The organism is Streptomyces sp. NPDC102490, assembly GCF_044765285.1.
GTDB lineage: Bacteria > Actinomycetota > Actinomycetes > Streptomycetales > Streptomycetaceae > Streptomyces.
In genome coordinates this window covers 389,698-413,099 of sequence record NZ_JBIWJU010000004.1, presented here as the reverse complement: position 1 = coordinate 413,099, position 23,402 = coordinate 389,698, and the positions used below count along the sequence as shown (strand labels likewise).

General features: G+C 71.9%; 19 protein-coding genes. 8 read left to right on the top strand and 11 right to left on the bottom strand.

Translation table 11 applies throughout. The annotated features are described in order from the left end of the window. Nucleotides 1–2: 2 nt before the first annotated feature. Nucleotides 3–1,046, bottom strand: a complete 1,044-nt coding sequence (locus tag ACIRGB_RS11090) for a LacI family DNA-binding transcriptional regulator (RefSeq protein ID WP_403861637.1) — start codon at nucleotides 1,044–1,046, stop codon at nucleotides 3–5. 153 nt (nucleotides 1,047–1,199) lie between these two features. Between ACIRGB_RS11090 and ACIRGB_RS11085 the strand changes: the two genes are divergently transcribed. The 4 genes from ACIRGB_RS11085 (at nucleotide 1,200) to ACIRGB_RS11070 (ending at nucleotide 6,325) form a co-directional block, all read left to right on the top strand. Then, nucleotides 1,200–2,573: an extracellular solute-binding protein gene (locus tag ACIRGB_RS11085; protein ID WP_403861635.1), complete on the top strand. Its 1,374-nt coding sequence runs from the start codon at nucleotides 1,200–1,202 to the stop codon at nucleotides 2,571–2,573. Nucleotides 2,574–2,594: 21 nt separating this feature from the next. Continuing rightward, on the top strand, nucleotides 2,595–3,536 hold the full coding sequence (locus ACIRGB_RS11080) for a carbohydrate ABC transporter permease (protein WP_403861633.1): 942 nt from the start codon (nucleotides 2,595–2,597) through the stop codon (nucleotides 3,534–3,536). A 2-nt stretch (nucleotides 3,537–3,538) separates the two neighbouring features. Next, nucleotides 3,539–4,438, top strand: coding sequence for a carbohydrate ABC transporter permease (locus ACIRGB_RS11075; RefSeq protein WP_403861631.1), 900 nt, complete (start codon nucleotides 3,539–3,541; stop codon nucleotides 4,436–4,438). A 66-nt stretch (nucleotides 4,439–4,504) separates the two neighbouring features. After that, the gene (locus tag ACIRGB_RS11070; protein WP_403861629.1) at nucleotides 4,505–6,325 is read left to right on the top strand and encodes a glycoside hydrolase family 2 protein; all 1,821 of its coding nucleotides are present in this window, start codon (nucleotides 4,505–4,507) and stop codon (nucleotides 6,323–6,325) included. A gap of 53 nt (nucleotides 6,326–6,378) precedes the next feature. Here the strand turns inward: ACIRGB_RS11070 and ACIRGB_RS11065 are convergent, their stop codons facing one another. The 7 genes from ACIRGB_RS11065 to ACIRGB_RS11035 all read right to left on the bottom strand — a co-directional run bounded on the left by ACIRGB_RS11065 (nucleotide 6,379) and on the right by ACIRGB_RS11035 (nucleotide 13,654). Then, a complete protein-coding gene (locus ACIRGB_RS11065; RefSeq protein WP_403861627.1) occupies nucleotides 6,379–7,317 on the bottom strand; it encodes a TauD/TfdA dioxygenase family protein in 939 nt (312 codons plus the stop codon). 299 nt (nucleotides 7,318–7,616) lie between these two features. Beyond that, entirely contained in the window at nucleotides 7,617–8,450 is an 834-nt protein-coding gene (locus ACIRGB_RS11060) for a class II glutamine amidotransferase (protein ID WP_403861625.1), read from the bottom strand. Nucleotides 8,451–8,490: 40 nt separating this feature from the next. Further along, entirely contained in the window at nucleotides 8,491–9,969 is a 1,479-nt protein-coding gene (locus tag ACIRGB_RS11055; protein WP_403861622.1) for a glutamate-cysteine ligase family protein, read from the bottom strand. 153 nt (nucleotides 9,970–10,122) lie between these two features. Then, nucleotides 10,123–10,620: a peptidylprolyl isomerase gene (locus tag ACIRGB_RS11050; protein ID WP_403861619.1), complete on the bottom strand. Its 498-nt coding sequence runs from the start codon at nucleotides 10,618–10,620 to the stop codon at nucleotides 10,123–10,125. 49 nt (nucleotides 10,621–10,669) lie between these two features. After that, on the bottom strand, nucleotides 10,670–11,668 hold the full coding sequence (gene gap / locus ACIRGB_RS11045) for a type I glyceraldehyde-3-phosphate dehydrogenase (protein WP_403861616.1): 999 nt from the start codon (nucleotides 11,666–11,668) through the stop codon (nucleotides 10,670–10,672). Nucleotides 11,669–11,799: 131 nt separating this feature from the next. Next, nucleotides 11,800–12,756 (bottom strand): GlxA family transcriptional regulator, encoded by a 957-nt coding sequence (locus ACIRGB_RS11040; RefSeq protein ID WP_403861613.1) that lies wholly within the window; start codon nucleotides 12,754–12,756, stop codon nucleotides 11,800–11,802. Between the two features lie 31 nt (nucleotides 12,757–12,787). Continuing rightward, entirely contained in the window at nucleotides 12,788–13,654 is an 867-nt protein-coding gene (locus ACIRGB_RS11035; protein WP_403861610.1) for an SGNH/GDSL hydrolase family protein, read from the bottom strand. A gap of 302 nt (nucleotides 13,655–13,956) precedes the next feature. Between ACIRGB_RS11035 and htpG the strand changes: the two genes are divergently transcribed. Further along, nucleotides 13,957–15,858 carry a molecular chaperone HtpG gene (htpG, locus tag ACIRGB_RS11030; protein ID WP_403861607.1) on the top strand — a complete coding sequence of 634 codons (1,902 nt, stop codon included), beginning with the start codon at nucleotides 13,957–13,959 and terminating at the stop codon, nucleotides 15,856–15,858. A gap of 275 nt (nucleotides 15,859–16,133) precedes the next feature. After that, nucleotides 16,134–17,432: a YeeE/YedE family protein gene (locus ACIRGB_RS11025; RefSeq protein WP_403861604.1), complete on the top strand. Its 1,299-nt coding sequence runs from the start codon at nucleotides 16,134–16,136 to the stop codon at nucleotides 17,430–17,432. A gap of 48 nt (nucleotides 17,433–17,480) precedes the next feature. On the opposite strand, the gene ACIRGB_RS11020 is transcribed toward ACIRGB_RS11025, so the two are convergent. The 3 genes from ACIRGB_RS11020 to ACIRGB_RS11010 form a co-directional block, all read right to left on the bottom strand. Next, nucleotides 17,481–18,056, bottom strand: a complete 576-nt coding sequence (locus ACIRGB_RS11020) for a TetR/AcrR family transcriptional regulator (protein ID WP_403861601.1) — start codon at nucleotides 18,054–18,056, stop codon at nucleotides 17,481–17,483. 10 nt (nucleotides 18,057–18,066) lie between these two features. Beyond that, complete coding sequence (locus ACIRGB_RS11015; protein ID WP_403861598.1) at nucleotides 18,067–18,648, bottom strand: sugar O-acetyltransferase; 582 nt, start codon at nucleotides 18,646–18,648, stop codon at nucleotides 18,067–18,069. Nucleotides 18,649–18,717: 69 nt separating this feature from the next. Then, nucleotides 18,718–19,932 (bottom strand): MFS transporter, encoded by a 1,215-nt coding sequence (locus ACIRGB_RS11010; protein ID WP_403861595.1) that lies wholly within the window; start codon nucleotides 19,930–19,932, stop codon nucleotides 18,718–18,720. 429 nt (nucleotides 19,933–20,361) lie between these two features. Between ACIRGB_RS11010 and ACIRGB_RS11005 the strand changes: the two genes are divergently transcribed. Both ACIRGB_RS11005 and ACIRGB_RS11000 read left to right on the top strand, forming a co-directional pair. Beyond that, nucleotides 20,362–22,875, top strand: a complete 2,514-nt coding sequence (locus tag ACIRGB_RS11005) for an ATP-dependent Clp protease ATP-binding subunit (RefSeq protein WP_403861592.1) — start codon at nucleotides 20,362–20,364, stop codon at nucleotides 22,873–22,875. After that, the gene (locus ACIRGB_RS11000; RefSeq protein ID WP_403861589.1) at nucleotides 22,872–23,390 is read left to right on the top strand and encodes an SRPBCC family protein; all 519 of its coding nucleotides are present in this window, start codon (nucleotides 22,872–22,874) and stop codon (nucleotides 23,388–23,390) included. Before ACIRGB_RS11005 ends, ACIRGB_RS11000 begins: the two co-directional genes overlap by 4 nt. Nucleotides 23,391–23,402 lie beyond the last annotated feature (12 nt).

Here is a 23,402-nt window from a genome sequence, read left to right as displayed (position 1 = left end):
CGTCAGCGCCGCTCGCGGCCCTCCGTGCTCTCCCGCAGGACGAGCCGGTGGGCCACGATGCGGTCCTGCGGCGCCTGCACCGCGGACACGGCACCGTCCGGCGCCGTCGCCTCCTCGATGCGGTGCTGGAGCAGCTGTACGGCGACCTTGGCCACCGCCGCCTTGTCCGGCGCCACCGTGCTCAGCGTCGGGACGCTGAACCTCCCGCCCTCCACGTCGTCGAAACCGATCACGGCGACGTCCTCCGGCACCCTGACCCCGTGCTCGTGCAGGGCCCGCAACGCGCCCAGCGCCAGCTGGTCGTTGAGGCAGAGCAGCGCGTCGGGCCGGGCACCCTCCTCCAGCGCCCGCGCCACGGCCCGCGCCCCGTCGGGCATCCGGAAGGAGCCGACCGGCAGCAGGGCGGCCGGATCGTAGCCGAGGCCCGCCTCCGCCAGGGCGGCGCGGTAGCCCCGGGTGCGGGCCTCGGCCGTGCCCAGACCCGAGTCGTCGCGCCCGCCGACGGCGAGGATCGTGCGGCGCCCGAGCCCGATCAGATGGCGGGTCGCCTCACGCGCGGCACTCTCGTTGTCGATGGCCACATGGTCGGCGCCCTCCTCCAGCAGTTCCCCGAGCAGCACCGTCGGCGGGAAGCCCGTGCGGTCCCGCAGGTCGTCGGCGGTCAGCGCCAGCGGACTGAGGATGATGCCGTCCACGAACGTGGAGCCGAACCCGGCCAGCGCCGCCAGCTCATGGGCGCGGTCCGCCCCGGACTGGTGGATCAGGACCGTCAGGGACCGCTGCTCGGCCTCGCGGATGACATGCCGGGACAGCTCCGCGAAGTACGGTATGTCCAGTTCCGGGACGACGAGCGCGATGATGCCGGTTCTGCCCTTGCGCAGGTGCCGGCCGGCCAGGTTCACCCGGTAGCCGAGGTGCTCGATGGCCTCGCGCACCACCTGCCTGGTCCGGTCGGAGACATGGGCGTAGTCGTTGATGACATTGGACACCGTCTTCTCCGAAACGCCCGCATGACGTGCGACGTCCTTGATCCTGGGCCGTGCCACCGAGACCTCCCTGCCTCTTCGCGCTGCCCGAGTCTATGTCCCGGCGCGCGCGGGGCCGCGGCGCAGGTCCACTGCCGCTCGGCTCTTTACAGCCCATGTACATCGATGTAAAAACTAGCCACCGCATGAGCTCCGGCCGTCGAAAGGTCCGCGATGAGTTCCCGTTTGCCTGCCCAGGGGGTGCCGGCCGTGTCCGACCCGGTCCACCGCCCCAGCCGCCGCCGGTTGCTGCGCAACGCCATGGCCGGGGCGGGCGCCCTGCTCGCCGCGGGCCCGCTGTCCGGCTGCGCCTCCCCGGCCTCGGCCTCCGGGGCGTCCTCGCTGAGCGTCTGGGACCTCTTCCAGGGCGGCGACGGCATGCTCATGGACGACATGATCGAGGCCGTGTCCGAGGGAGCCGGGGGAGCCAAGGGCTTCGACGTCGACCGCACGATCCTGGACTGGGGCCCGTCGTACTACACCAAGCTCGCCATGTCCGCGGCCGGCGGACGGGCCTCCGACGTGGCCGCCATGCACCTGTCCCGGCTGGCGGGCTACGCGCCCGGCGGCCTGGTGGACCCCTTCGACCTGGACCTGCTCGCCGAATACGGCGTCACGGAGAAGGACTTCACCCCGGCCGTGTGGTCGCGCACCCAGCACGAGGGGACCGTCTACGCGATCCCGCTGGACGTCCACCCCTTCATCGTGTTCTACGACAAGAAGGCCGCGGAGAAGGCCGGACTCCTGGACACCTCCGGCGAACTGGCGCCCATGGGCTCGCCCGAGGCGCTGCTGGAGGCGGGCAAGGCCCTCGCCGAGGCGACCGGCGAGTCCGGCATCCTGTTCGGCCACGTCACCGACACGGCACAGAACTGGCGGCTGTTCGCCGGTCTCTACGCCCAGACCGGCGCCGCCTTCGACCTGCCGGACGGCGGACCCCCGAAGATCGACGTGGACGCCGCCGTACGCGTCGTCACCCTCATGACACGGCTCTTCGACGGGAAGACCAACCCCAACAACCTGGACTACAACGGTGCGCTGGCCGCCTTCAGCAGCGGACGCGGCGGCATGGCCATGCTCGGCGAGTGGGAGCTGCCCACCCTGAAGAAGTCCGGCATGGAGCTGGGTGCCGCGCCCTTCCCGCAGGTCTTCGACAAGCCGGCCGTCTACACCGACAGCCACAGCTTCGTCCTCCCGCACCAGGACAGCCCCGACCCGGCCCGGCGCCGCGAGGCCCACCGGTACGTCGCCCGGATACTCAAGCAGAGCCTCACCTGGGCGAGCGCCGGGCACATCCCCGCCTACCAGCCCGTCCTCGCCGAGCCCGGGTACGCGGCACTCGACCCCCAGTCCTCCTACGCCGACGCCGCCGAGGTGGCGGTCCTCGACCCGCCCAACTGGTTCGCGGGCGCCGGTTCCAACTTCCAGAACCGGATGTGCCAGCCGCTCCAGTCGGCGCTGCTGGGCAACACCACCCCCGAGAAGGCGGTGCGGCAGATGGTCCGCGAGGCGGACACGCTGCTGCGCCAGCCCAACCCGGTGGCCTGACCAGCGAAAGGAGTGACCGACGTGACCACCACCGCACCCCTCGGCGCCGAGGAGCGGACCGACCCGCCCGCGGTCCCCCCGGGCGGCCTGCGCACCGCCCTCGGCCGCGTACGCACCGGCAACGGGCTCGTGTTCGTCCTGCCCTTCCTGCTGGTGTTCGGCCTCTTCATGGTGTGGCCGATCGTCCAGGGGCTCTGGATGAGCTTCACCGACAGCTCGCTCGCCCTGCGCGACACGAGCTTCGTCGGCTTCGACAACTACACCGAGGCGTTCGGCGACCCGGACGTGTGGAGCAGCCTCGGCAACACCGTCTTCTTCACCGTCATCTCCAGCGTCCCGCTCGTGCTGGTCGCACTCGCGATGGCCCTGCTGGTGCACAGCGGACTCGCCGGGCAGTGGGCCTGGCGCCTGTCGTTCTTCGCGCCCTACCTGCTGCCCGTGACCGTCGTGACCATGATCTGGACCTGGCTCTACCAGCCCGAACTGGGCATGGCCAACCAGCTCCTGGACGCCCTCGGCATGGCACCGGTGGGCTGGCTGTCCGACGAGTCCGTCGCCATGTGGTCCGTGGCCGCCCTCACCGTCTGGTGGACGGTCGGCTTCAACTTCCTGCTCTACCTCGCGGCGCTCCAGTCCCTGCCCACGACCTTCGACGAGGCCGCGGCACTCGACGGGGCCGGTGCCTGGCGCCGCCTGTGGTCCATCACCCTGCCCCAGCTGCGCCGCACCACCGGCCTGGTCGCCATGCTCCAGGTGCTGGCCTCCCTCAAGGTGTTCGACCAGATCTACATCCTCACCAAGGGCGGCCCCAACGGCTCCACCCGGCCCGTCCTCGAGTACGTCTACGACGTGGGCTTCACGGGCTACCGCCTCGGCTACGCCTCCGCCGTCTCGTACCTCTTCTTCGCCCTGATCGTCCTCGTCTCGCTCGTGCAGATCCGCCTCTTCCGCCGGGAGGACTGACCGTGTCCGCAACCGCCCCCACCCTCCGCCCCCGGCGCCGTCCACCCCGCGAAGCGGCCGGCTCACCCCTGCTGCTCGGACACGGCCGGCTGCCCCGGGTCCTGGCCGCGACCGCGCTCGTCGTGCTCGCCGTCGTCTGGCTGGTGCCGTTCGTGTGGGCCGTCATCACCTCGGTGCAGAGCGAGGAGGACATCAACACCACCGGGCTGTCCCCGTTCAAGGGCGCCTTCACCCTGGACGCCTACCAGCAGATACTGGAACGCGGCAACGTCACCGTCTGGGCCTTCAACAGCTTCCTGATCTCCGCCCTGGTCACGCTGATCACCGTCGCGGTCTCCACCCTCGCGGCGTACGGCTTCTCCCGCGGCACCTTCCGCGGCCGCCGGGGGCTGCTCGGCGTCACCGTGGCCGCCATCATGGTCCCGCCGCAGCTGCTCGTCGTGCCGCTGTTCGACCAGATGACCCTGTTCCACCTGGTCGACACCTACGCGGCGGTCATCCTGCCCCAGGTCGTCGCACCCATGATGGTGTTCATCCTCAAGCGGTTCTTCGACGGCATCCCCAAGGAGCTGGAGGAGGCGGCCCGGATCGACGGCGCCTCCGAGTTCCGGGTCTTCCGGTCGATCGTGCTGCCGCTGTCGCGGCCGATCGTGGCCGCGGTGGCGATCTTCGTCTTCATCGGCGCGTGGAACAACTTCATGTGGCCGTTCATCGTCACCAACGACCCCGACCTGATGACCCTCCCGGTGGGCCTGGCCACGGTGAAGGACGCCTACGGCATCCAGTACGCGCAGTCCATGGCCTCCGCCCTGCTGGCCGCGCTGCCGCTGATCGTGGTCTTCCTCCTCTTCCAGCGCCGCATCGTCAACTCCGTCGCCACCACCGGCCTCGGCGGTTCCTGAACCCGACCAGCTGTACCCACGGGCCGGGCGTTCGCGCGCCCGTCCCACCGATCGACTGGAGCATGTGTGCCCACTCACTCCGTACCGCGCCCGGAGTACCCGCGACCGCAGTTCGTGCGCCGCGACTGGCTCAACCTGAACGGCGCCTGGCAGTTCGAGACCGACCGGGGGGACAGCGGCCTCGAACGCGGTCTGCTCGACCGCGAGCTGCGCGAGGAGATCCTCGTCCCCTTCCCGCCCGAGTCCGAGCTGTCCGGCATCGGAGACACCGACTTCCTGGAGGCCGTCTGGTACCGGCGGGCCCTCACCCTGCCCGCCGCCTGGGCCGGACGCCGCGTCCTGCTGCACTTCGGCGCAGTCGACCACGACACCACCGTGTGGGCCGACGGCAAGGAGGTCGCCCGGCACCGCGGCGGCTTCACCCCCTTCACCGCCGACCTCGGCGACATCGCCGGGGCGGAGGAGGAGGTCGTGATCACCGTCCGCGCCCGCGACCCCAAGTCCGGCCCCCAGGCACGCGGCAAGCAGGCCGTCCAGTACGCCAACCACGACTGCAACTACACCCGGGTCACCGGCATCTGGCAGACCGTGTGGCTCGAGCCCGTCCCCGTCACGCACCTGCGCCGCCCCCGGATCACCCCCGACCTGGCCGGCTCCGCCTTCCACCTCGAACTGCCCCTGTCCGGCAACCGCCCGGGGCACCGGGTGCGCGCCGTCCTCAGCGACGCCGGCGGCGAGGTGAGCCGCGCCGAGGCCCGCGCCGACCTCGACCTCGCCCCGCGCCTGCACCTGCCGGTGCCGGACGACCGGCGGCGCGAGTGGGGACCCGAGGACCCGCACCTGTACGACCTGCGCCTCGAACTCCTCGACGCCGCCGGGCAGGTGGTCGACAGCGCCGAGAGCTACGCCGGCCTGCGCGCCGTCGGCCTGCGCGGCAAGGCCGTCCTGCTCAACGGCCGCCCCGTCTTCCAGCGCCTCGTCCTCGACCAGGGCTGGTACCCGGACGGGCTGATGACCGCCCCCACCGACGAGGCCCTGGTGCGGGACATCGAGCTGGCCATGGCGGCCGGCTTCAACGGGGCCCGGCTGCACCAGAAGGTCTTCGAGGAGCGCTTCCTGTACCACGCCGACCGCCTCGGCTACCTGGTCTGGGGCGAGTTCGGCGACTGGGGCTGCGAGACGGGCGGCTCCTCCGGCGACAACCAGAAGCCTGACGCCTCCTACGTCGCCCAGTGGCTGGAAGCCCTGGAGCGCGACTACTCGCACCCCTCGATCATCGGCTGGTGCCCGCTCAACGAGACCTACCAGAAGCTGCACGACCGCATCACCCAGCTCGACGACGTGACCCGGGCGATGTTCCTGGCCACCAAGGCCATGGACACCACCCGCCCCGTCGTCGACGCGTCCGGCTACGCCCACCGGGTCGCCGAGACCGACATCTACGACTCCCACCACTACGAGCAGGACCCCGCCGCCTTCCGGCAGCTGATGTCCGGCCTGGCCAAGGACGCGCCCTTCGTCAACACCCACGAGAGCGGCGCCCCCTACTCCCAGCCCTACCGGGGGCAGCCGTACTTCGTCAGCGAGTTCGGCGGCATCTGGTGGGACCCCGAGGCGGCGGCCGACCGCTCCGGCGAGGACCGCACCGTCTCCTGGGGCTACGGGGAACGCGTCCGCAACGAGGACGAGTTCCACGAGCGGTTCAGCGGCCTCACCGAGGTCCTGCTCGGCGACCGTGACATGTTCGGCTACTGCTACACCCAGTTGACCGACGTCTTCCAGGAGCAGAACGGCATCTACCGCTTCGACCGGGGCGAGAAGCTCGACGTCGCCCGCGTCCGCGCCGCCCAGCTGCGCCCGGCGGCCATAGAGGAATCGGAGGCGTAGTCCGCGCGGGGGCCGGAGGCCCGATCACCGCCTCCGGCCCCCGCGCCCGCCGGTCAGAAGGGCCGGTCGCCCTCGATGGCGACGCGCTCGGCGACCCGCCGCTCGGTCCCGTAGTCACCCACGGCGTAGTGCTGCGTGGCCCGGTTGTCCCAGAAGGCGATGTCGCCGGGCTGCCAGCGCCAGCGCACCTGGTACTCGGGCACGTGCGCCTGCTGGAACAGGAACCGCAGCAGCCGGTCGCTCTCGTCTCGGTCCATGCCGGTGATGTGCGTGGTGAAGGACGTGTTGACGAACAGCATGCGCCGCCCCGTCTCCGGATGCGTGCGGACGACCGGGTGTTCCACGGGCGGGAACAGGTCCTGGTGCGGCAGCAGCCGCTCGGGGCCGTAGAACCGCGCGAAGCCCGGGATGAAGTCGTGCACGGCGCGGGCGCCGTCGATGCGGTCCTTCACCTCCCGCGGCAGGTTGTCGTAGGCCGCCGCCATGTCCGCCCACATCGTGTCCCCGCCGAACGGCGGCACCTCGCGCAGCTGGAGCACCGCGCCGAGCGCGGGGCGCTCCCGGAAGGTGACGTCGGTGTGCCACACGTTCTCGTAGGTCGGTGCGGCCCCGGCGCCCTTGTCGAACCGGACGACGTCGTCGCTGGCACCGGCGGCGAGCAGCGGGTTGGTCTCCAACTCGCCCCAGTTGCGGGCGACGTCGCGCTGCTGCTCGGAGGTGAGGTGCTGGGCGCGGAAGAACAGCACCTTCCACTCCAGCAGGGCGCGGTTCAGTTCCTCGCGCAGCACGGGGGTGAGCGGGCGCGACAGGTCGACGCCCCGGAGCTCGGCACCGATGGTGCGCGCCTGCGGGACGACCTCGAAGTGCTCGTAGGGCCGGTCCGGCCACCCTTCGGGCAGGCGGCGCAGGGTGCGCGGGCCCTCGTAGAGGCCGTCCCCCGGGACGCGTGCTTCGCGCAGGACGGTGCTCGGACCGACGGACGTGACGGACATGGGAGTCCTCCCCTTGTATGACGGTACGCGTGACATCCGGCCGGGGAGGGGCGCGAGGCCACCGCCGAACGGCCGGGAAAAGAAGGTGGTGCTACAGGTGCTCCGGGCCGTGGACCGGAGGGAATGCCGACGGACTACGACGCGACAGGCGTCGGACGGTCGGTGCGAAGAAGGCCGTTAAAGGCCGGAACGCTCACATCCGGTCCGCTCGGGCACGCGGGGACACTCCGCGATGGTGCCGAACCGGTAGGGGGTCATGGCACCGATTGTGTGATCTTCGCCCGTCCGTGTCAACAGCGTCACGACTCGCGGGGAACGAAGGGGAGCAGAGCGTCCCCCTCCGGCTGCACGACGCCGTAGCTGCCCTCGGGCACCTTGTTCCACACCCCGGGCAGGTCGCCCAGGGGTTCCGACACGATCAGCCGGGTGCTGTCGGACGCCTCCTTGAGGAAGGGCAGGTCGGGATGGAGCGCGCGCAGGCTCTCCACCCGGCTGCTGTAGTAGAGCGACCGGGACTGGGCCTGGCTGGAGTAGCGGAAGGCCCACAGGCGGCGTCCGTCGGTCACGGCGACCGTCATCTGCAACGGGAACTCCACGCCGTGCTCGTGGCCGATCTCCTCCACCAGCCCCGCCATCCGGGCCACGGCCGCCGGAGGGTCGTCCTCCAGGCCGAGGGTGAGCGCCAGGTAGAACATCATCTCCGAGTCCGTCGAGCCCTCGATGTCGAGGAAGAGCTGCGGATCGACGGCCAGGGCGAGGTCCCGGCGCAGCCGGTGGAACTCGGCGATCGCGCCGTTGTGCATCCACATCCACCGGCCGTGGCGGAACGGATGGCAGTTGGTCTGCTGCACCGGGCTGCCCGTCGACGCCCGGATGTGCGCGAAGAACAGGGGCGAGCGGACATGGCTCGCGATCTCCCGCAGGTTGCGGTTGCTCCAGGCCGGCCCGACCTCCCGGACGATGGCGGGGGTGTGCATCTCGGGTCCGAACCAGCCGACGCCGAAGCCGTCCCCGTTCGTCGTCTCGACGCCCATGCGGGCGTGCAGGCTCTGGTCGATGAGCGAGTGCTCGGGCCGGTAGAGCAGGGACTCCAGGAGGACGGGTGTCCCCGAGTAGGCGAGCCATCGGCACATCGCTCCGTCGCCTCCCTAGGGGCCTCGGGCGGCCCGGACGTCAGTCGACCGGCCAGGTGTGGACCGGGGCGTTGAGGTGCATGTAGTCCATGTACTGCTGGGTCATCCGGCGCAGCGCCTCGTGGCGGCCGGGCCGGGCGGTCGCGTCGATGTGGTGGAACATCTCCTTCTGCCAGACCGCGCCGTTGCGGCCGGTGACGCACCGCTGCTCGATGATGCCGAGCAGCGGCTCCCGCCAGGCGGAGTCCATGCCGGACAGCTCCAGTCCCCGGTGCGCCAGCGGCAGCAGCCGGCGCAGGACCAGTTCGGGCACCGTCACCTCGCCCACTCCGGGCCAGTACAGGTGCGCCTCGATGCCGTGCCGGGCGGCGGTGTGCAGGTTGTCCTCGGCGACCGAGAAGGACATCCGCGACCACACCGGCCGCTCCTCCTCCACCAGGGCGCGGGTGAGCCCGTAGTAGAAGGCGCCGTTGGCGAGGGTGTCGGCGACGGTCGGACCGGCGGGCAGCACCCGGTTCTCCACGCGTACGTGCGGTTTGTCGTGGGCGACCGCGTAGACGGGCCGGTTCCAGCGGTAGATCGTGCCGTTGTGGAGGGTGAGTTCGCCCAGTTCCGGGATGTCGCCGCGGTCGAGGGTCTCGGCGGGGTCCTGCTCGTCGCACAGCGGCAGCAGCGCCGGGAAGTAGCGCAGGTTCTCCTCGAACAGGTCGAAGACGCTGTTGATCCAGCGCTCCCCGAACCACACCCGGGGCCTGACCCCCTGGGCCTTGATCTCCTGCGGGCGGGTGTCGGTGGCCTGTTCGAACAGGGGAATACGGCTCTCGTGCCACAGTTCCTTGCCGAGCAGGAAGGGCGAGTTGGCCGCGAGGGCGACCTGGACACCGGCAATCGCCTGGGCGGCGTTCCAGTAGTCGGGGAACTCCTCCGGGGCGACCTGGAGGTGGAACTGCGTACTGGTGCAGGCGGCCTCCGGCGTGATGCTGTCCGCGTAGGTCCGCAGGCGGTCGACGCCGTCCACCTCGATGTGCAGGTCCTCGCCCCGGGCGGCGAACACCTGGTCGTTGAGGAGCCGGTAGCGCGGGTTCTCCGACAGGGCGGCCTCGCCGACGTCCGACTGGCGCAGTGTGGGCAGGGTGCCGACCATGATCAGGTGGGCGCCGACCGACGCGGCGCGGTCCTCGGCGTGGTTCAGGGCGGCGCGGATCTCGGTCTCCCAGGCGTCGGGGCCGCCCGCCGTCAGCTGCCGGGGCGGGATGTTGATCTCCAGGTTGAACCGGCCCAGCTCGGTGGACCAGGCCGGGTCCGCTATCGCCTCGAGGGCGTCGCTGTTGCACATCGCGGGTTCGGCGGCGTCGTCGACCAGGTTCAGCTCGATCTCCAGGCCCACCTGGGGCCGCTCGGTCTCGAACCGGGACTCGCGCAGCATCTGCGCGAAGGCCTCCAGGCACTCCTGCATCTTGATCCGGTACCGGCGGCGGTCCTCGCGGGTGAAGACCAGCGCCGGGACGTCCCGTCCCATCGGTCCTCCCGGGGTTGCCTTCCGCGGACGCTCCTCCACCCCAGCGTCGCACCACCCGGCGCACCCCACCAGACGAGACGGAACGGGGGGCCACCGCACCGTGTGCGGTGGCCCCCCGTCGGGAGTTCCGGTCCCCGTGGGGCCGATCAGGTCCTACAGCTTGCCGGACGCGCGCACCGTGATCTTCGCGGAGGTCTTGCCCGACGGCGAGGAGCCGTAGCCCTCGATCTTGTCGACCACGTCCGTGCCCTCGACGACCTTGCCGAAGACGACGTGCTTGCCGTCCAGCCAGGGGGTGGGGACCGTGGTGACGAAGAACTGCGAGCCGTTGGTGTTCGGACCCGCGTTGGCCATCGAGAGCAGGTACGGCTCGGTGTGCTTGAGCTGGAAGTTCTCGTCCGCGAACTTCTCGCCGTAGATGCTCTTGCCGCCGGTGCCGTTGCCCGCGGTGAAGTCACCGCCCTGGAGCATGAACTGCGGGATCACGCGGTGGAACGGGGAACCCGCATAGCCGAAGCCGTGCTCACCGGTGGCCAGCTCCAGGAAGTTCTTGGCCGTCTTGGGGGTCACGTCCTCGAAGAGCTCGAAGACGATGCGGCCCGCATCCTGGCCGTCGATGTCGATGTCGAAGTAAACCTTGGAATTGCTCATCGCACCATTGTGACGTGTGACCCCCGCTGATGCCGAACCGGCTGCCCGTTCAGCGTGTGGCGAGCAGGCCGAGGGTGTCGATCACGCGGTTCGAGAAGCCCCACTCGTTGTCGTACCAGGCGACCACCTTGATGTGGCGGCCGTCCACGCGGGTCAGCGCCGAGTCGAAGATCGACGAGGCCGGGTTGCCGGTGATGTCGGAGGAGACCAGCGGGTCCTCCGAGTACTCCAGCACACCGGCGAGCGGGCCCTCGGCGGCGGTGCGGTAGGCGGCCAGGACGTCCTCGCGCGTCACGTCGCGGGCCACGACGGTGTTCAGCTCGACGATCGAGCCCACCGGGACCGGCACCCGGATCGAGTCGCCCGACAGCTTGCCGTCGAGGCCCGGCAGCACCAGGCCGATCGCCTTGGCGGCGCCCGTCGTGGTCGGCACGATGTTCACCCCGGCGGCACGGGCGCGGCGCGCGTCGCGGTGCGGGCCGTCCTGGAGGTTCTGCTCCTGCGTGTAGGCGTGCACCGTCGTCATGAAGCCGTGCTCGATGCCGGCCAGCTCGTCGAGGACCGCGGCGAGCGGCGCGAGCGCGTTGGTGGTGCAGGACGCGTTGGAGACGATGGTGTGCGCGGCCGGGTCGTAGGCGTCGGTGTTCACGCCGTACGCGAGCGTCACGTCGGCGCCGCTCGACGGGGCGCTGACCAGGACCTTCCGCGCACCGGCGGTCAGGTGGTCGCGGGCGGCGTCGGCCGAGGTGAAGCGTCCGGTCGACTCCAGCACGATGTCGACGCCCAGCTCCGCCCAGGGCAGCCGGGCGGGCTCGCGCTCGGCGAGCACCTTGATGCGGTGCCCGTCGACGACCAGGGTGTCCCCGTCGACGGTCACCGGGCGGCCGAGCCGGCCGGCCGTCGAGTCGAAGGCGAGCAGACGGGCCAGGGTGGCGGGCTCCGTGAGGTCGTTGACGGCGACGACCTCGAGCTTCGTGTCGCGTTCGAGCAGTGCGCGCAGCACGTTGCGCCCGATGCGGCCGAATCCGTTGATGCCGATGCGAGTCATGAGTGGTGTGTCCCTTTCGTTTTCGCCACCAGGTCCTTCGACACCAGGGTCGCGCACGCCGGGGACGCGGGGCAGCGGCGTGAGTGCCACGGTTCGAAAGGATCACGCCAGCGTCGGGTGGCGGGGCGCGGTTACTCGCCCCGGGCGAAGGTGCGCCGGTACTCGCTGGGGGTGGTGCCGAGGATGCGCTGGAAGTGCAGCCGCAGGTTCGCGCCGGTGCCGAGGCCGACGTCGGCGGCGATCTGCTCGACGCCGCGCTCGGAACGTTCGAGCAGCTCACGGGCCAGGTCGATACGCGCCCGCATGATCCACTGCATCGGCGTGTACCCGGTGTCCTCGACGAAGCGCCGGGAGAGGGTGCGGGCCGACACCGCCGCGTGCCGGGCCAGTGCCTCCAGGGTGAGCGGCTCGGCGAGCCGGCGCAGCGCCCACTCGCGGGTGGCGGCGAACCGCTCGCCGAGCGGCTCGGGCACGCTGCGGGGCACGTACTGGGCCTGACCGCCGCTGCGGTAGGGGGCCGCCACGAGGCGGCGGGCCGCGTGGTTCGACGCGGCCACCCCGAGGTCGCCGCGCAGGATGTGCAGGCACAGGTCGATGCCGGAGGCGGCGCCCGCCGACGTGAGGACGCTGCCCTCGTCCACGAACAGCACGTTCTCGTCGACCCGCACGCGCGGGTGCTTCGCGGCGAGGGCCCGCGTGTAGTGCCAGTGGGTGGTGGCCCGTCTGCCGTCGAGCAGGCCCGTGGCGGCGAGCGCGAAGGCGCCGGTGGAGATGGCGGCGAGCCGCGCGCCCCGGTCGTGGGCCGCCGTCAGCGCGTCGATCACGGACCGCGGCGGGTCCTCGACGTCGGGGGACCGGTACCCGGGGAGGAAGACCACGTCGGCCCACGCCAGCGCGTCGAGGCCGTGGGCGACGTGGTACGACAGGCCGTCACCCCCGGTGACCAGGCCCGGCGACGCGCCGCACACCCGCACCTCGTACGGCATGCTCGCGCGGGTGGTGAAGACCTGCGCCGGGATGCCGACGTCGAGCGGTTTCGCGCCTTCGAGCACGAGGACGGCGACACGGCGCAGGCGGGAGGACGGCACGGGAAAAGCGTACGCGGACAGGTACGGGAGATCAGTCCAGGCCGAGGACGTCCATCGTGTGCTGGGCCATGCGCCGTTCGCCGAGGGCGTTGGGGTGCACGGGAACGAGGTTGTGCCCGAACAGCAGGGGTTCGATCCAGCGGGTACCCGGTGCCTCGCAGGCGTTGTGGCCCTCGGAGACCGCGGAGAAGTCCACGTAGGTGGCGCCGGTCTCCGCCGCGGCCCGCCGGACCGCGTCGTTGAGGTGCGCCTGGATGGCGCGGAGGTAGGGCACGTCACCGGCGGCGAGGGGCAGCTTCAGGAAGCAGGACGGGTCGGCGGTGGCCGGTGTGATCCACGGGTAGCCGAGGGCCGCCACCCGGGCGTGCGGAGCCTTGGCCCGGACGTCGCGGAGCGCGGCCTTGAGCGCGGGGTACGTGTTGGCCTCGATCGCGTCGTCGAAGGACGTGCCGTGCTTGTCCTTGCAGGGGCTGCCTTTGCCGCCGCTGAGCACACCCGCCGTGCCGCAGGCCGTGATGGCGTTGATGAACGTGTTGTTGTCGTTGCCGCCGATGGTGAGCGTGACCAGGTCCGTGCCGGTGCCGAGCGCGTCCAACTGGGGTGCTACGCCCGGGTACTGGGCCCGCGTGAAGTCGGCGGTCTGGGCGGCGCCGCAGGTGACGTCCTTGAGCCGGGCCCCCGTCGCGTCTGCGATGACGTGGGGGTAGTTGGCCGTCGAGCGCAGACAGAGCAGGTTGGTGGGATCGACGGGCAGGACGCCCGACCCGGCGCTGTAACTGTCGCCGAGAGCCACGTAGTCGAGGGCGGCGTGCGCGGTGGCGTCCGTGAGGCCGAGGGCGAGCGCGCCGACGGCGGCGGCTGTCGCGGTCATGACACGGCGAAGGGCATGCTTCGGCATGTGCTCTCTCTTCTTCGAGGGGGCGGCAGCGGAGTTACCGGGCGGTTCTACTTTTAAGTAATGTGCAGGGCTGTTGACTCGAAGTCAACGCTGTTGACGGAACTCGGCAACCGCGCCGCGCGGCGAGCCGGCCGAGGTCGCCCGACGCGCTCCCGCGGCGGTGTCCGTCGTTGCCGTCCGCCGGTCCCGTCAGGCCCTGGCCGCGGAGGTCGTACGACCGGCGGCGCCCGCCGCCCGCGCTGTTCTAGAGTTGCCCTGACCAGTGCAGACGATTCCGTGGACCTGTGAGGTACTCACCAGCCATGACGACCGAAACGTTTGAGTTCCAGGTAGAGGCGCGTCAGCTGCTCCAGCTGATGATTCACTCCGTCTACTCGAACAAGGACGTGTTCCTGCGCGAGCTCGTCTCCAACGCCTCCGACGCGCTGGACAAGCTGCGCCTCGCCGCCCTGCGCGGCGACGCCCCCGACGCCGACGTGAGCGACCTGCACATCGAGTTGGAGGTCGACAAGGACGCCCGCACCCTGACCGTGCGGGACAACGGCATCGGCATGTCGTACGACGAGGTCACCCAGCTGATCGGCACGATCGCCAACTCGGGCACCGCCAAGTTCCTGCAAGAGCTGCGCGAGGCCAAGGACGCGGCCGGGGCGGACGGGCTCATCGGCCAGTTCGGCGTCGGCTTCTACTCGGGCTTCATGGTCGCGGACGAGGTCACCCTGGTCACCCGGCACGCCGGTGAGACCGAGGGCACCCGGTGGACCTCGCGCGGCGAGGGCACGTACACCCTGGAGCGGCTCGACGAGGCCCCGCAGGGCACCGCGGTCACGCTGCACCTCAAGCCCGCCGACTCCGAGAACCAGCTGCACGACTACACCTCCGCCTGGAAGATCAAGGAGATCGTCAAGCGGTACTCGGACTTCATCACCTGGCCGGTCCGCCTGCTGCCGGAGCCGGGCGAGGACGGCGACGAGGCCCGCGAGGCCGAGACGCTCAACTCCATGAAGGCCCTGTGGGCGCGCCCGCGCGACGAGGTGTCCGACGACGAGTACCACGAGCTGTACAAGCACATCGCCCACGACTGGCGCGACCCGCTGGAAACGATCCGGCTCCAGGCGGAGGGCACCTTCGAGTACCAGGCCCTGCTCTTCGTGCCCTCGCACGCCCCGCACGACCTCTTCACCCAGGGCTACCAGCGCGGCGTCCAGCTCTACGTGAAGCGCGTCTTCATCATGGACGACTGCGAGGAGCTGCTGCCGCCCTACCTCCGCTTCGTCAAGGGCGTCGTCGACGCGCAGGACCTCTCGCTCAACGTCTCCCGCGAGATCCTCCAGCAGGACCGCCACATCCGTATGATCCAGCGCCGGCTGACCAAGAAGGTCCTGTCCACGGTGAAGGACCTCAGGACGTCGGCGCCGGACCGCTACGCCACCTTCTGGCGCGAGTTCGGCGCGGTCCTCAAGGAGGGCCTGGTGACCGACTCCGAGAACCGGGACGCGCTCCTCGCCGCCTGTTCGTTCGCCTCCACCCACGACGCCGACGAGCCCACCTCGCTCAAGGACTACGTGGAGCGGATGAAGGACGGGCAGGACGACATCTACTACATGACCGGCGAGTCCCGGCAGGCCATCGAGAACTCCCCGCACATGGAGGCGTTCCGCGCCAAGGGCGTCGAGGTCCTCCTGCTCACCGACGCCGTCGACGAGGTCTGGGTCGACGCGGTCGGGGAGTTCGAGGGCAAGACGCTGCGCTCGGTGGCCAAGGGCGAGATCGACCTGTCCGGCACCGAGGAGGACAAGAGCGACGCCGAGAAGGAGAAGCAGGGCGAGGAGTACGCCGGGCTGCTCGGCTGGATGACGGAGCACCTGGGCGAGGAGGTCAAGGAGGTCCGCCTCTCCCACCGCCTGACCGTCTCCCCGGCCTGCGTCGTCTCCGACGCGGGTGAGCTGACGCCCGCCCTGGAGAACATGTACCGGGCGATGGGCCAGGAAGTGCCCAGCGCCAAGCGGATCCTGGAACTCAACCCCGAGCACCAGCTGGTGAAGTCCCTGAACCGGGCCTGGACCGACCGGCGGGACCGCGCGGAACTCACCGAGACCGCCGAACTGCTGCACGCCCTCGCGGTGCTCGCCGAGGGCGGCCGGCCCAAGGAGCCCGCCCGGTTCGTCCAGCTGATGGCGGACCGCCTGGAGCGCACCCTGTAACCGGCGGGACCGGCGTCCTCCGGACGGACACGGATGCCACGCCGTCCGCCATCCGCATGGCGAGACGGCGTGGCATACGGAGCACACTCCTCCGTATCTTCGTACGCATGTATGCATCGGCTCCGCTGCTGTGCCTCGCGCTCTTCGCGTGCTCGGCGTGGTGCGTCGACGACGGCCTCTGTCGCCGCTGAGCCCCCGGACCGGCCGCGCTCCCCGCGCCGCCGCCCGCCCGCCAGCGTCCGCCGTCCCCGTGCACACCACCCCGGAGATCTTCCGTGACCACCGCACCCCCGGCCGGGTCCGCCCCGGCCGCCCCGCCGCGCGCGCCCACCGCCCTGTTCGCCCCCTCGCCCACCTCCTCGGCGCGGCCCGAGGCGCCGCCCCTGCCGCCGGTCCGGCGGACGCCGCTCGTGGTGTCCGGGCTGCTCGCCGCCGCCCTGACCGCGTACGTGTGGTCCGCGCACGGCGCCAAGCCCGGCGTGCTGCTCCTGCTCGGCCTCGGCCTGGGCGTCGCCCTCTTCCACTCCCGGTTCGGCTTCACCTCCGCCTGGCGGCAGCTGGTCGCCGTCGGCAACGGCTCCGGGCTGCGGGCGCACGCCCTGCTCCTGGGCACCACGGCCACCCTGTTCGCGCTGGTCATCGGCACCGGGACCGGGCTGTTCGGCTCCCAGCCCGCACCGTCCGCCGGACCGATCGGCGTCGGGCTGTTCGCCGGCTCGGCGCTCTTCGCCATCGGCATGCAGCTCGGCGGCGCCTGCGCCTCGGGCACCCTGTTCGCGGTCGGCTCGGGACAGACGTCGATCGTGCTGACCCTGGGCGGCTTCGTCGCCGGTGCCACGCTGGCCGCCTGGCAGTTCGACCTGTGGAAGGACCTCCCCGCCTGGGAGCCCGTCGTGCTGTCCGAGCACCTTGGCTGGTTCGGCTCCTGGGCCGTGACCATCGGCGCCCTGCTCCTCGTGGTGCTGGTCAGCCGCCGCGTCCAGGCCCGCCGCAACCCGCCCCCGCTGGGCGCCGTGCCCTCGGCGCGCCGGGCGGCCGTCCGCGCCGTCCGGGGCTCCTGGCCGCTGGCCGTCGGCGCCCTCGCGCTGGCCGTGCTCGGCGCGGGCGTCCTGCTGGTCTCCGGCGGCGCCTGGGGCGTCACCAGCGCCTTCAGCCTGTGGGGCTCGGAGCTGGTGGGCGCGCTCGGCGGCCACCCGGAGAACTGGTCCTGGTGGCAGCGGCCCGGCAACGCCGAGATGCTGTCCGGTCCGGTGCTCGCCGACAAGACCAGCCTCACCGACATCGGCATCATGATCGGCGCGGCCGTCGCCGCCTCGCTCGGCGGCACCTGGGCGCTGCACCGGGGCATCCCGTGGCGTACCGCCGTCGCGGCGGTGCTCGGCGGTGTGCTGATGGGCATCGGCGCCCGGCTGGCCGGCGGCTGCAACATCGGCGCCTACCTGGCGGGCATCGCCTCGGGCAGCCTCAGCGGCTGGCTGTGGGGCGCCTTCGCGCTGGCCGGCACCTGGGTGGGTCTCAAGCTGCGGCCCCTGTTCGGCCTCGGCAACCCCAAGCCGGGCGACGGCGTCTGCTGACGGGGACGCCCGTGCGGCGCAGGGGTCAGGACCGCGCCGCACGGGCTGCTAGGGGGCGCCGTTTCCCTCGGGGGCGCGGCGGTCCGTGGTGGTGATCCGGGCGATGGCCTCCACGGTGAGGGCACGGCCATGCGGCTCCCGGGCCAGGGCGCGGTGCAGCGTCAGGCCCTCGATGAGGGCGTCCAGCTGGCGGGCCGTGTCCGGGTCGAAGTGCTTCTCCAGGTGGACGCGGCTGCGGCGCATCCACTCGTGGGTCAGCTCCCGGTAGGCCGGTTGGCGCGCGGCGAGCGTGTACAGCTCCTGGGTGAGCACCAGGTCGCGCTGGCTGTCCTCGGACAGCTCGTGCACGAGGTCGGCCACCGCCTCGCGGGCCTGGTCGCGGTCGGCGGCGGCGCCGAGGTGCTGGTCGAAGACCGCGACGATGTGGTCGGTGAACCGGCCGAACGCCTCCCGCAGCAGCTGCTCGATGCCGCTGAAGTGGTACGTCATCGAGCCGAGCGGTACCCCCGCGCGCTGCGCGATCCTCCGGTGGGAGACGCGTGCGATGCCCTCCTCGGCGATCAGGTCGAGGGTGGCCGCGAGGATGCGCTCCCGCCGCTGCGGGTCGGTGTGTCCGGTTGCCATGGGAGCAGACTTACACGTTCCGCACCGGCCGGGCGGGGTTGCCGACGGCCACGACGTTCGCCGGCACGTCCTTCGTGACGACCGCGCCGGCCCCGATGACGGCGTTGTCCCCGATGGTGACGCCGGGCAGCACGATCGCGCCCCCGCCCAGCCAGACGTTGTCCCCGATGACGATCGGGCGGGCGGCCTCCAGCTTGTCCCGCCGGGGGCCGGGCTCCAGGGGGTGCGTCGGGGTCAGCAACTGGACGTTGGGCCCGATCTGGCAGTCCTCGCCGATGGTGATCGCCGCGACGTCCAGGGCCGTCAGGTTGTAGTTGACGAAGGTGCGGGCCCCGACCGTGATGTTGCTGCCGTAGTCGACGTAGAGCGGCGGCCTCACATGGGCCTCGTCCCCCAGCGAGCCGAGCAGCTCCGCGAGGAGCGGTCGCGCGGCCTGCGCGTCCTCGGCGTAGGCGGCCTGGTAGCGGGCGGCCAGCCGCACGGCCTGCTGCTGCCTGCGGGCGATCTCCGGGTCGTCGGCGATGTAGAGGTCGCCCGCCAGCATGCGTTCCAGGTGGGTGCGGGAGTCGCCCGCGAAGTGGTCCGTCGGCATGCGCCCGATCGTACCCCCGAAAGCGTACGAACGTACACTCCCGACCGGATCGTGTTGCCCGGCGGTGGCTCAGCGGCGCCGGGGCTGGAGCACTCCGGCGCACAGGAGCACGAGGAGCCCCGCGAGCGGCACCACGAGCAGGCCCACCCGCAGACTCGTGGCGTCGGCGACCAGCCCCACGACCGGTGGGGAGAGCAGGAAGCCGAGCCGCATCAGCCAGGAGACGAGGGTCAGCCCCGACCCGGGCTTGAGGCCGGGGAGTTCGTCGGCCTCGTGCATCGCCGCCGGGACCAGCGTCGCCACCCCGAACCCGGCCGCGGCGAACCCGAGGACCGTGCCGGGCACCGTCGGCACGGCCAGCGCCAGGCCCATGCCGACCGCCGCGATCAGGGCGCCGGAACGGGCCACCGCGCGCTGGCCGAAGCGGTCCACGAGCCGGTCGCCGACGATCCGGCCGACGAACTGCGCGCCGACCAGGGCGACATACCCGGACGCGGCCAGCGCCGCCGTCGCGTGCAGCGAGTCCGCGAGGTAGAGGGTGGCCCAGGACATGCCGGCGTCCTCGACCAGGGTGCCGGCCGTGGCGATCAGGACCAGGGCGGCCAGCACCCAGCCGGTGCGCAGGCCCGCCACCGGGTCCCGCGCCGGCAGTGGCGCGCGGTCCTCGGCGCCGGTCTCCTCGGCCGGTTCCGCCTCGGTCTCCGGGCCCGGCAGGCAGTAGCGCAGGGCGACGCAGGCCGCGACCGCGAACACCACGGCGGAGAAGAGCAGGTGCGGGCCCCGCGCGACGCCGAGCGCGATCGCGGCGGCCGCCATGGAGCCGCCGGTGACGGCGCCGACGGACCAGATGGCGTGGAAGGAGTTGATGATGGAACGTCCGTAGCGGCGCTGCACCCGCAGACCGTGGGCGTTCTGCGCGACGTCGGTGAACGCGTCCATCGCCCCGGCGAGGAACAGCGCCCCCGCGAACACCGCCACCGAGTCCGCGAGGCCCGCGGCGAGGATGCCCACCCCGGTCAGCAGCGTGCCGCCGACCGCCACCCGCGCCGAACCGAACCGGCGCACCAGGACCCCGGCCGCCAGCCCGGCCGTGATGGCTCCCGCCGGGAACGCCGCCACGGCGAGTCCGTAGGCGGCGTTGCCGATGCCGAGGTCCGCCTTGATCTGCGGATACCTCGGCAGCAGATTGGCGAACAGGGCGCCGTTGGTGAAGAACAGCACGGCGACGGCCACACGAGCCCGCCGATCGGCCAGGACGGGCCTGCGCAGTACGTCAACAGTCATGCGCGGGAGCCTACCCTCGGGGCGTACGAACGTACACTCCTGGTGGCTCCGGTCCGGAGCGCGCCGCTCAGCGCCCCTTCTCGCACAGGGCCGCGTCCACGGCGCCCTGGAGATGACGCAGTTCGTCCCGTCCCCCTCGGCCGCCCACGTCGTGGTGTAGACGGTCACGGTGCCCCGGCCGCCGCCCACCGAACCGCCGGGCAGGAGCGAGACGTCCTCACCGGCCGTACCGCCGGCGACCTTGCCGGTGGGGGAGTCGGGCAGCACTTCACCCGGGTGCGCGGCACTGCGGCAGGAGTCGGCATGGGCGGAACCATGCCGCCCGCCGCTGACAAGGGGTCCTCGCCGCCGCGCGGCGGGCGCTCCGCTTGCGGAGTCGCCGACATGGGGTTTCGGTGGAGTCGACTCGCCACCGCCCCAGGAGCTGTCATGTCGATGTCGTCGTTCGGTTTCGGTGCGTCCGATCCGTTCAGTGATCTGTTCAACCGGTTCTTCGGAACGTCGCCCGCCTCCTCACCCCCGGCGGTGCAGCGGGTGCCGATCGGCCGGATGCTGACCGAGTCCTCGCAGGAGCTCCTCAACCTGGCGGCACGGCGGGCGCTGGAGGACGGGACGTCCGACCTGGACACGGAGCACCTGCTGTGGGCGGCCACCAAGGTCGAGCCCGCGCGGGGACTGCTCGCCCGGGCGGGCGCCGACCCCGACACGCTCGCGGGCCGGATCGCCGGGATCCTGCCCCGCGAGGCGGGCGAGCCGTCCGCCGAGCCGGGCCTCACCCCGGCCGCCAAGCGCACCCTCGCCACCGCCTACGCCCGCTCCCGGGCGTCCGGCGTCTCCTACATCGGCCCCGAGCACATCCTGGGCGCCCTGCTGGCGGACGGCGACACGGGCGCGGCCCGGCTGCTGGGCGCCGAGGGGCAGGACGTCGGCAAGCTGGAGGGGCTCACCGAGCAGGTCGCCCGCTCGGGCGGGACACCGGGCGACGGCGCCGGGAAGCCGGCCACGACACTGGACGAGTACGGACGGGACCTGACCGACGAGGCGAAGGCCGGGAAGCTCGACCCCGTCGTCGGCCGCGCCGAGGAGATCGAGCAGACCGTCGAGATCCTCTCCCGGCGCTCCAAGAACAACCCGGTGCTGATCGGCGAGCCCGGCGTCGGCAAGACCGCCATCGTGGAGGGACTGGCCCAGCGCATCGTGGCCGGTGAGGTCCCGAACACGCTGAAGGACAAGAGGGTCGTCGCCCTCGACCTGTCCGCCATGGTGGCGGGCGCGCAGTACCGGGGGCAGTTCGAGGAGCGCCTGAAGAAGGTCATCGAGGACGTCCAGCAGGCCCGCGGCGACATCATCCTGTTCATCGACGAGCTGCACACCGTCGTCGGCGCCGGGGCCACCGGCGAGGGCTCCATGGACGCCGGCAACATGCTCAAGCCCGCCCTCGCGCGCGGCGAGCTGCACGTGGTGGGCGCGACGACCATCGACGAGTACCGCAAGTACGTCGAGAAGGACGCGGCCCTCGAACGCCGCTTCCAGCCCGTGATGGTCCCCGAGCCCTCCGTCGAGGAGACGGTGCAGATCCTGGAGGGCCTGCGCGACGCCTACGAGGCGCATCACCAGGTCCGCTTCGCCGACGGAGCCCTGACCGCGGCCGCGGAACTCTCCGACCGCTACGTCAGCGACCGCTTCCTGCCCGACAAGGCGATCGACGTCATGGACCAGGCGGGCGCCCGGGTACGGCTGCGCAGCGCGAGCCGCTCCACCGAGGTCGTCAGCCGCGAGGACCGCATCGCGAAGCTGCGCCGGGAGCAGGAGCAGGCCGTCGCCGCCGAGGACTACGCCCGGGCGGGGGAGCTGAAGCGCGAGATCGCCGAGGCGGAGGGCGAACTCGCGGGCATCGAGGAGCGCCGCGAGGGCGTCGTCTCGGTCACCGCCGACGACATCGCGGACGTGATCTCCCGCCGCACCGGCATCCCGGTCTCCCAGCTGACGGCGGGGGAGAAGGAGCGGCTGCTCCGGCTGGAGGAGGAGATGCACGCCCGGATCGTCGGCCAGGACGAGGCGGTCACCGCCGTCTCGCGGGCCGTGCGCCGCAACCGGGCCGGCATGGGGGACCCCGACCGCCCCGTGGGCTCCTTCCTCTTCCTCGGCCCGACCGGCGTCGGCAAGACCGAGCTGGCCAAGACCCTCGCCGCGCTGCTGTTCGGCGAGGAGAACCGCATGATCCGCTTCGACATGAGCGAGTTCCAGGAGAAGCACACGGTCGCCCGGCTCGTCGGCGCGCCTCCCGGATACGTCGGCTACGAGGAGGCGGGACAGCTCACCGAGAAGGTCCGCCGGCAGCCCTACAGCGTGGTCCTGTTCGACGAGGTGGAGAAGGCCCACCCCGACGTCTTCAACACGCTGTTGCAGATCCTCGACGACGGCCGGCTCACCGACGGGCAGGGCCGCACCGTCGACTTCCGGCACTGCGTGGTCATCATGACGTCCAACATCGGCGCCCGCCGCATCCTCGACCACCAGGGCGACGTGTCCGACCTCAAGGACGAGCTGACGCAGGAGCTGCGGACGCGGTTCCTGCCCGAGTTCCTCAACCGCATCGACGACATCATCGTCTTCCACGGCCTCACCCAGGACGACCTCTCGCGGATCGTGGACCACCTGCTGGCCCGGAGCGAACGCCGGGTGCACGCCCAGGGGTTGACGCTGAAGGTCACGGAGGCGGCCAAGAAGCTGCTGATCGCCCACGGCCACCAGCCCGAGTTCGGCGCCCGCCCGCTGCGCCGCACGATCCAGACGGAACTCGACAACCGCGTCGCCGACCTGCTGCTCGGCGGCGAGGCCGACCCCGGCGACACCATCGTCGCCGACGTGGTCGACGACTCCCTGCACTGCACGGTCGACAAGCCCGCAACCGCACGACCCCCGGAGGCGAGCGGCACGTGACCACCGTCGAGGAGACGATCGAGATCGCCGTACCGGTGCGCACCGCGTACGACCAGTGGACCCAGTTCGAGTGCTTCCCGCGGTTCATGACCACCGTCAAGCGGGTCGAACAGGTCAGGCCCGCCGTGACCCTGTGGGTCGTCGGACTCGGCCCCGTCCGCCGGGAGTTCGCGACCGAGGTCGTGGACCAGGTGCCCGACTCGCACCTGACCTGGCGCAGCCTCGGACAGCGCCACGGCCACCGGGGCGAGGTGACGTTCCGGCCCACCGGGCAGGACCGCACCGCGGTGACCGTGCGGCTGTCGGCCGGGCCGCGCGGGCTCACCGGCGTGCTCACCGCGGTCCCCGGGGCGGCCGGCCGCGTCGTACGCCGCGAACTCGGGCACTTCAAGGCGTACATCGAAGGGCACGGCGAGGCGAGCGGCGCCTGGCGGGGGACCATCCGGGACGGCCAGGTGCGGCCCGGGGAGTCCGAGCCGCCGCGCAGCCGGGTGGCGGTCTGGCCCGTGGGCTGAGAGCCCCGGAAC

Bases quoted from the DNA above. Each gene is read 5' to 3' on its own strand.
- ACIRGB_RS11085 (WP_403861635.1), top strand. From the start codon at position 1,200: ATGAGTTCCCGTTTGCCTGCCCAGGGGGTGCCGGCCGTGTCCGACCCG.
- ACIRGB_RS11065 (WP_403861627.1), bottom strand. From the start codon at position 7,317: ATGTCCGTCACGTCCGTCGGTCCGAGCACCGTCCTGCGCGAAGCACGC.
- ACIRGB_RS11060 (WP_403861625.1), bottom strand. From the start codon at position 8,450: ATGTGCCGATGGCTCGCCTACTCGGGGACACCCGTCCTCCTGGAGTCC.
- ACIRGB_RS11055 (WP_403861622.1), bottom strand. From the start codon at position 9,969: ATGGGACGGGACGTCCCGGCGCTGGTCTTCACCCGCGAGGACCGCCGC.
- ACIRGB_RS11050 (WP_403861619.1), bottom strand. From the start codon at position 10,620: ATGAGCAATTCCAAGGTTTACTTCGACATCGACATCGACGGCCAGGAT.
- gap (WP_403861616.1), bottom strand. From the start codon at position 11,668: ATGACTCGCATCGGCATCAACGGATTCGGCCGCATCGGGCGCAACGTG.
- ACIRGB_RS11035 (WP_403861610.1), bottom strand. From the start codon at position 13,654: ATGCCGAAGCATGCCCTTCGCCGTGTCATGACCGCGACAGCCGCCGCC.
- htpG (WP_403861607.1), top strand. From the start codon at position 13,957: ATGACGACCGAAACGTTTGAGTTCCAGGTAGAGGCGCGTCAGCTGCTC.
- ACIRGB_RS11020 (WP_403861601.1), bottom strand. From the start codon at position 18,056: ATGGCAACCGGACACACCGACCCGCAGCGGCGGGAGCGCATCCTCGCG.
- ACIRGB_RS11015 (WP_403861598.1), bottom strand. From the start codon at position 18,648: ATGCCGACGGACCACTTCGCGGGCGACTCCCGCACCCACCTGGAACGC.
- ACIRGB_RS11010 (WP_403861595.1), bottom strand. From the start codon at position 19,932: ATGACTGTTGACGTACTGCGCAGGCCCGTCCTGGCCGATCGGCGGGCT.
- ACIRGB_RS11005 (WP_403861592.1), top strand. From the start codon at position 20,362: ATGTCGATGTCGTCGTTCGGTTTCGGTGCGTCCGATCCGTTCAGTGAT.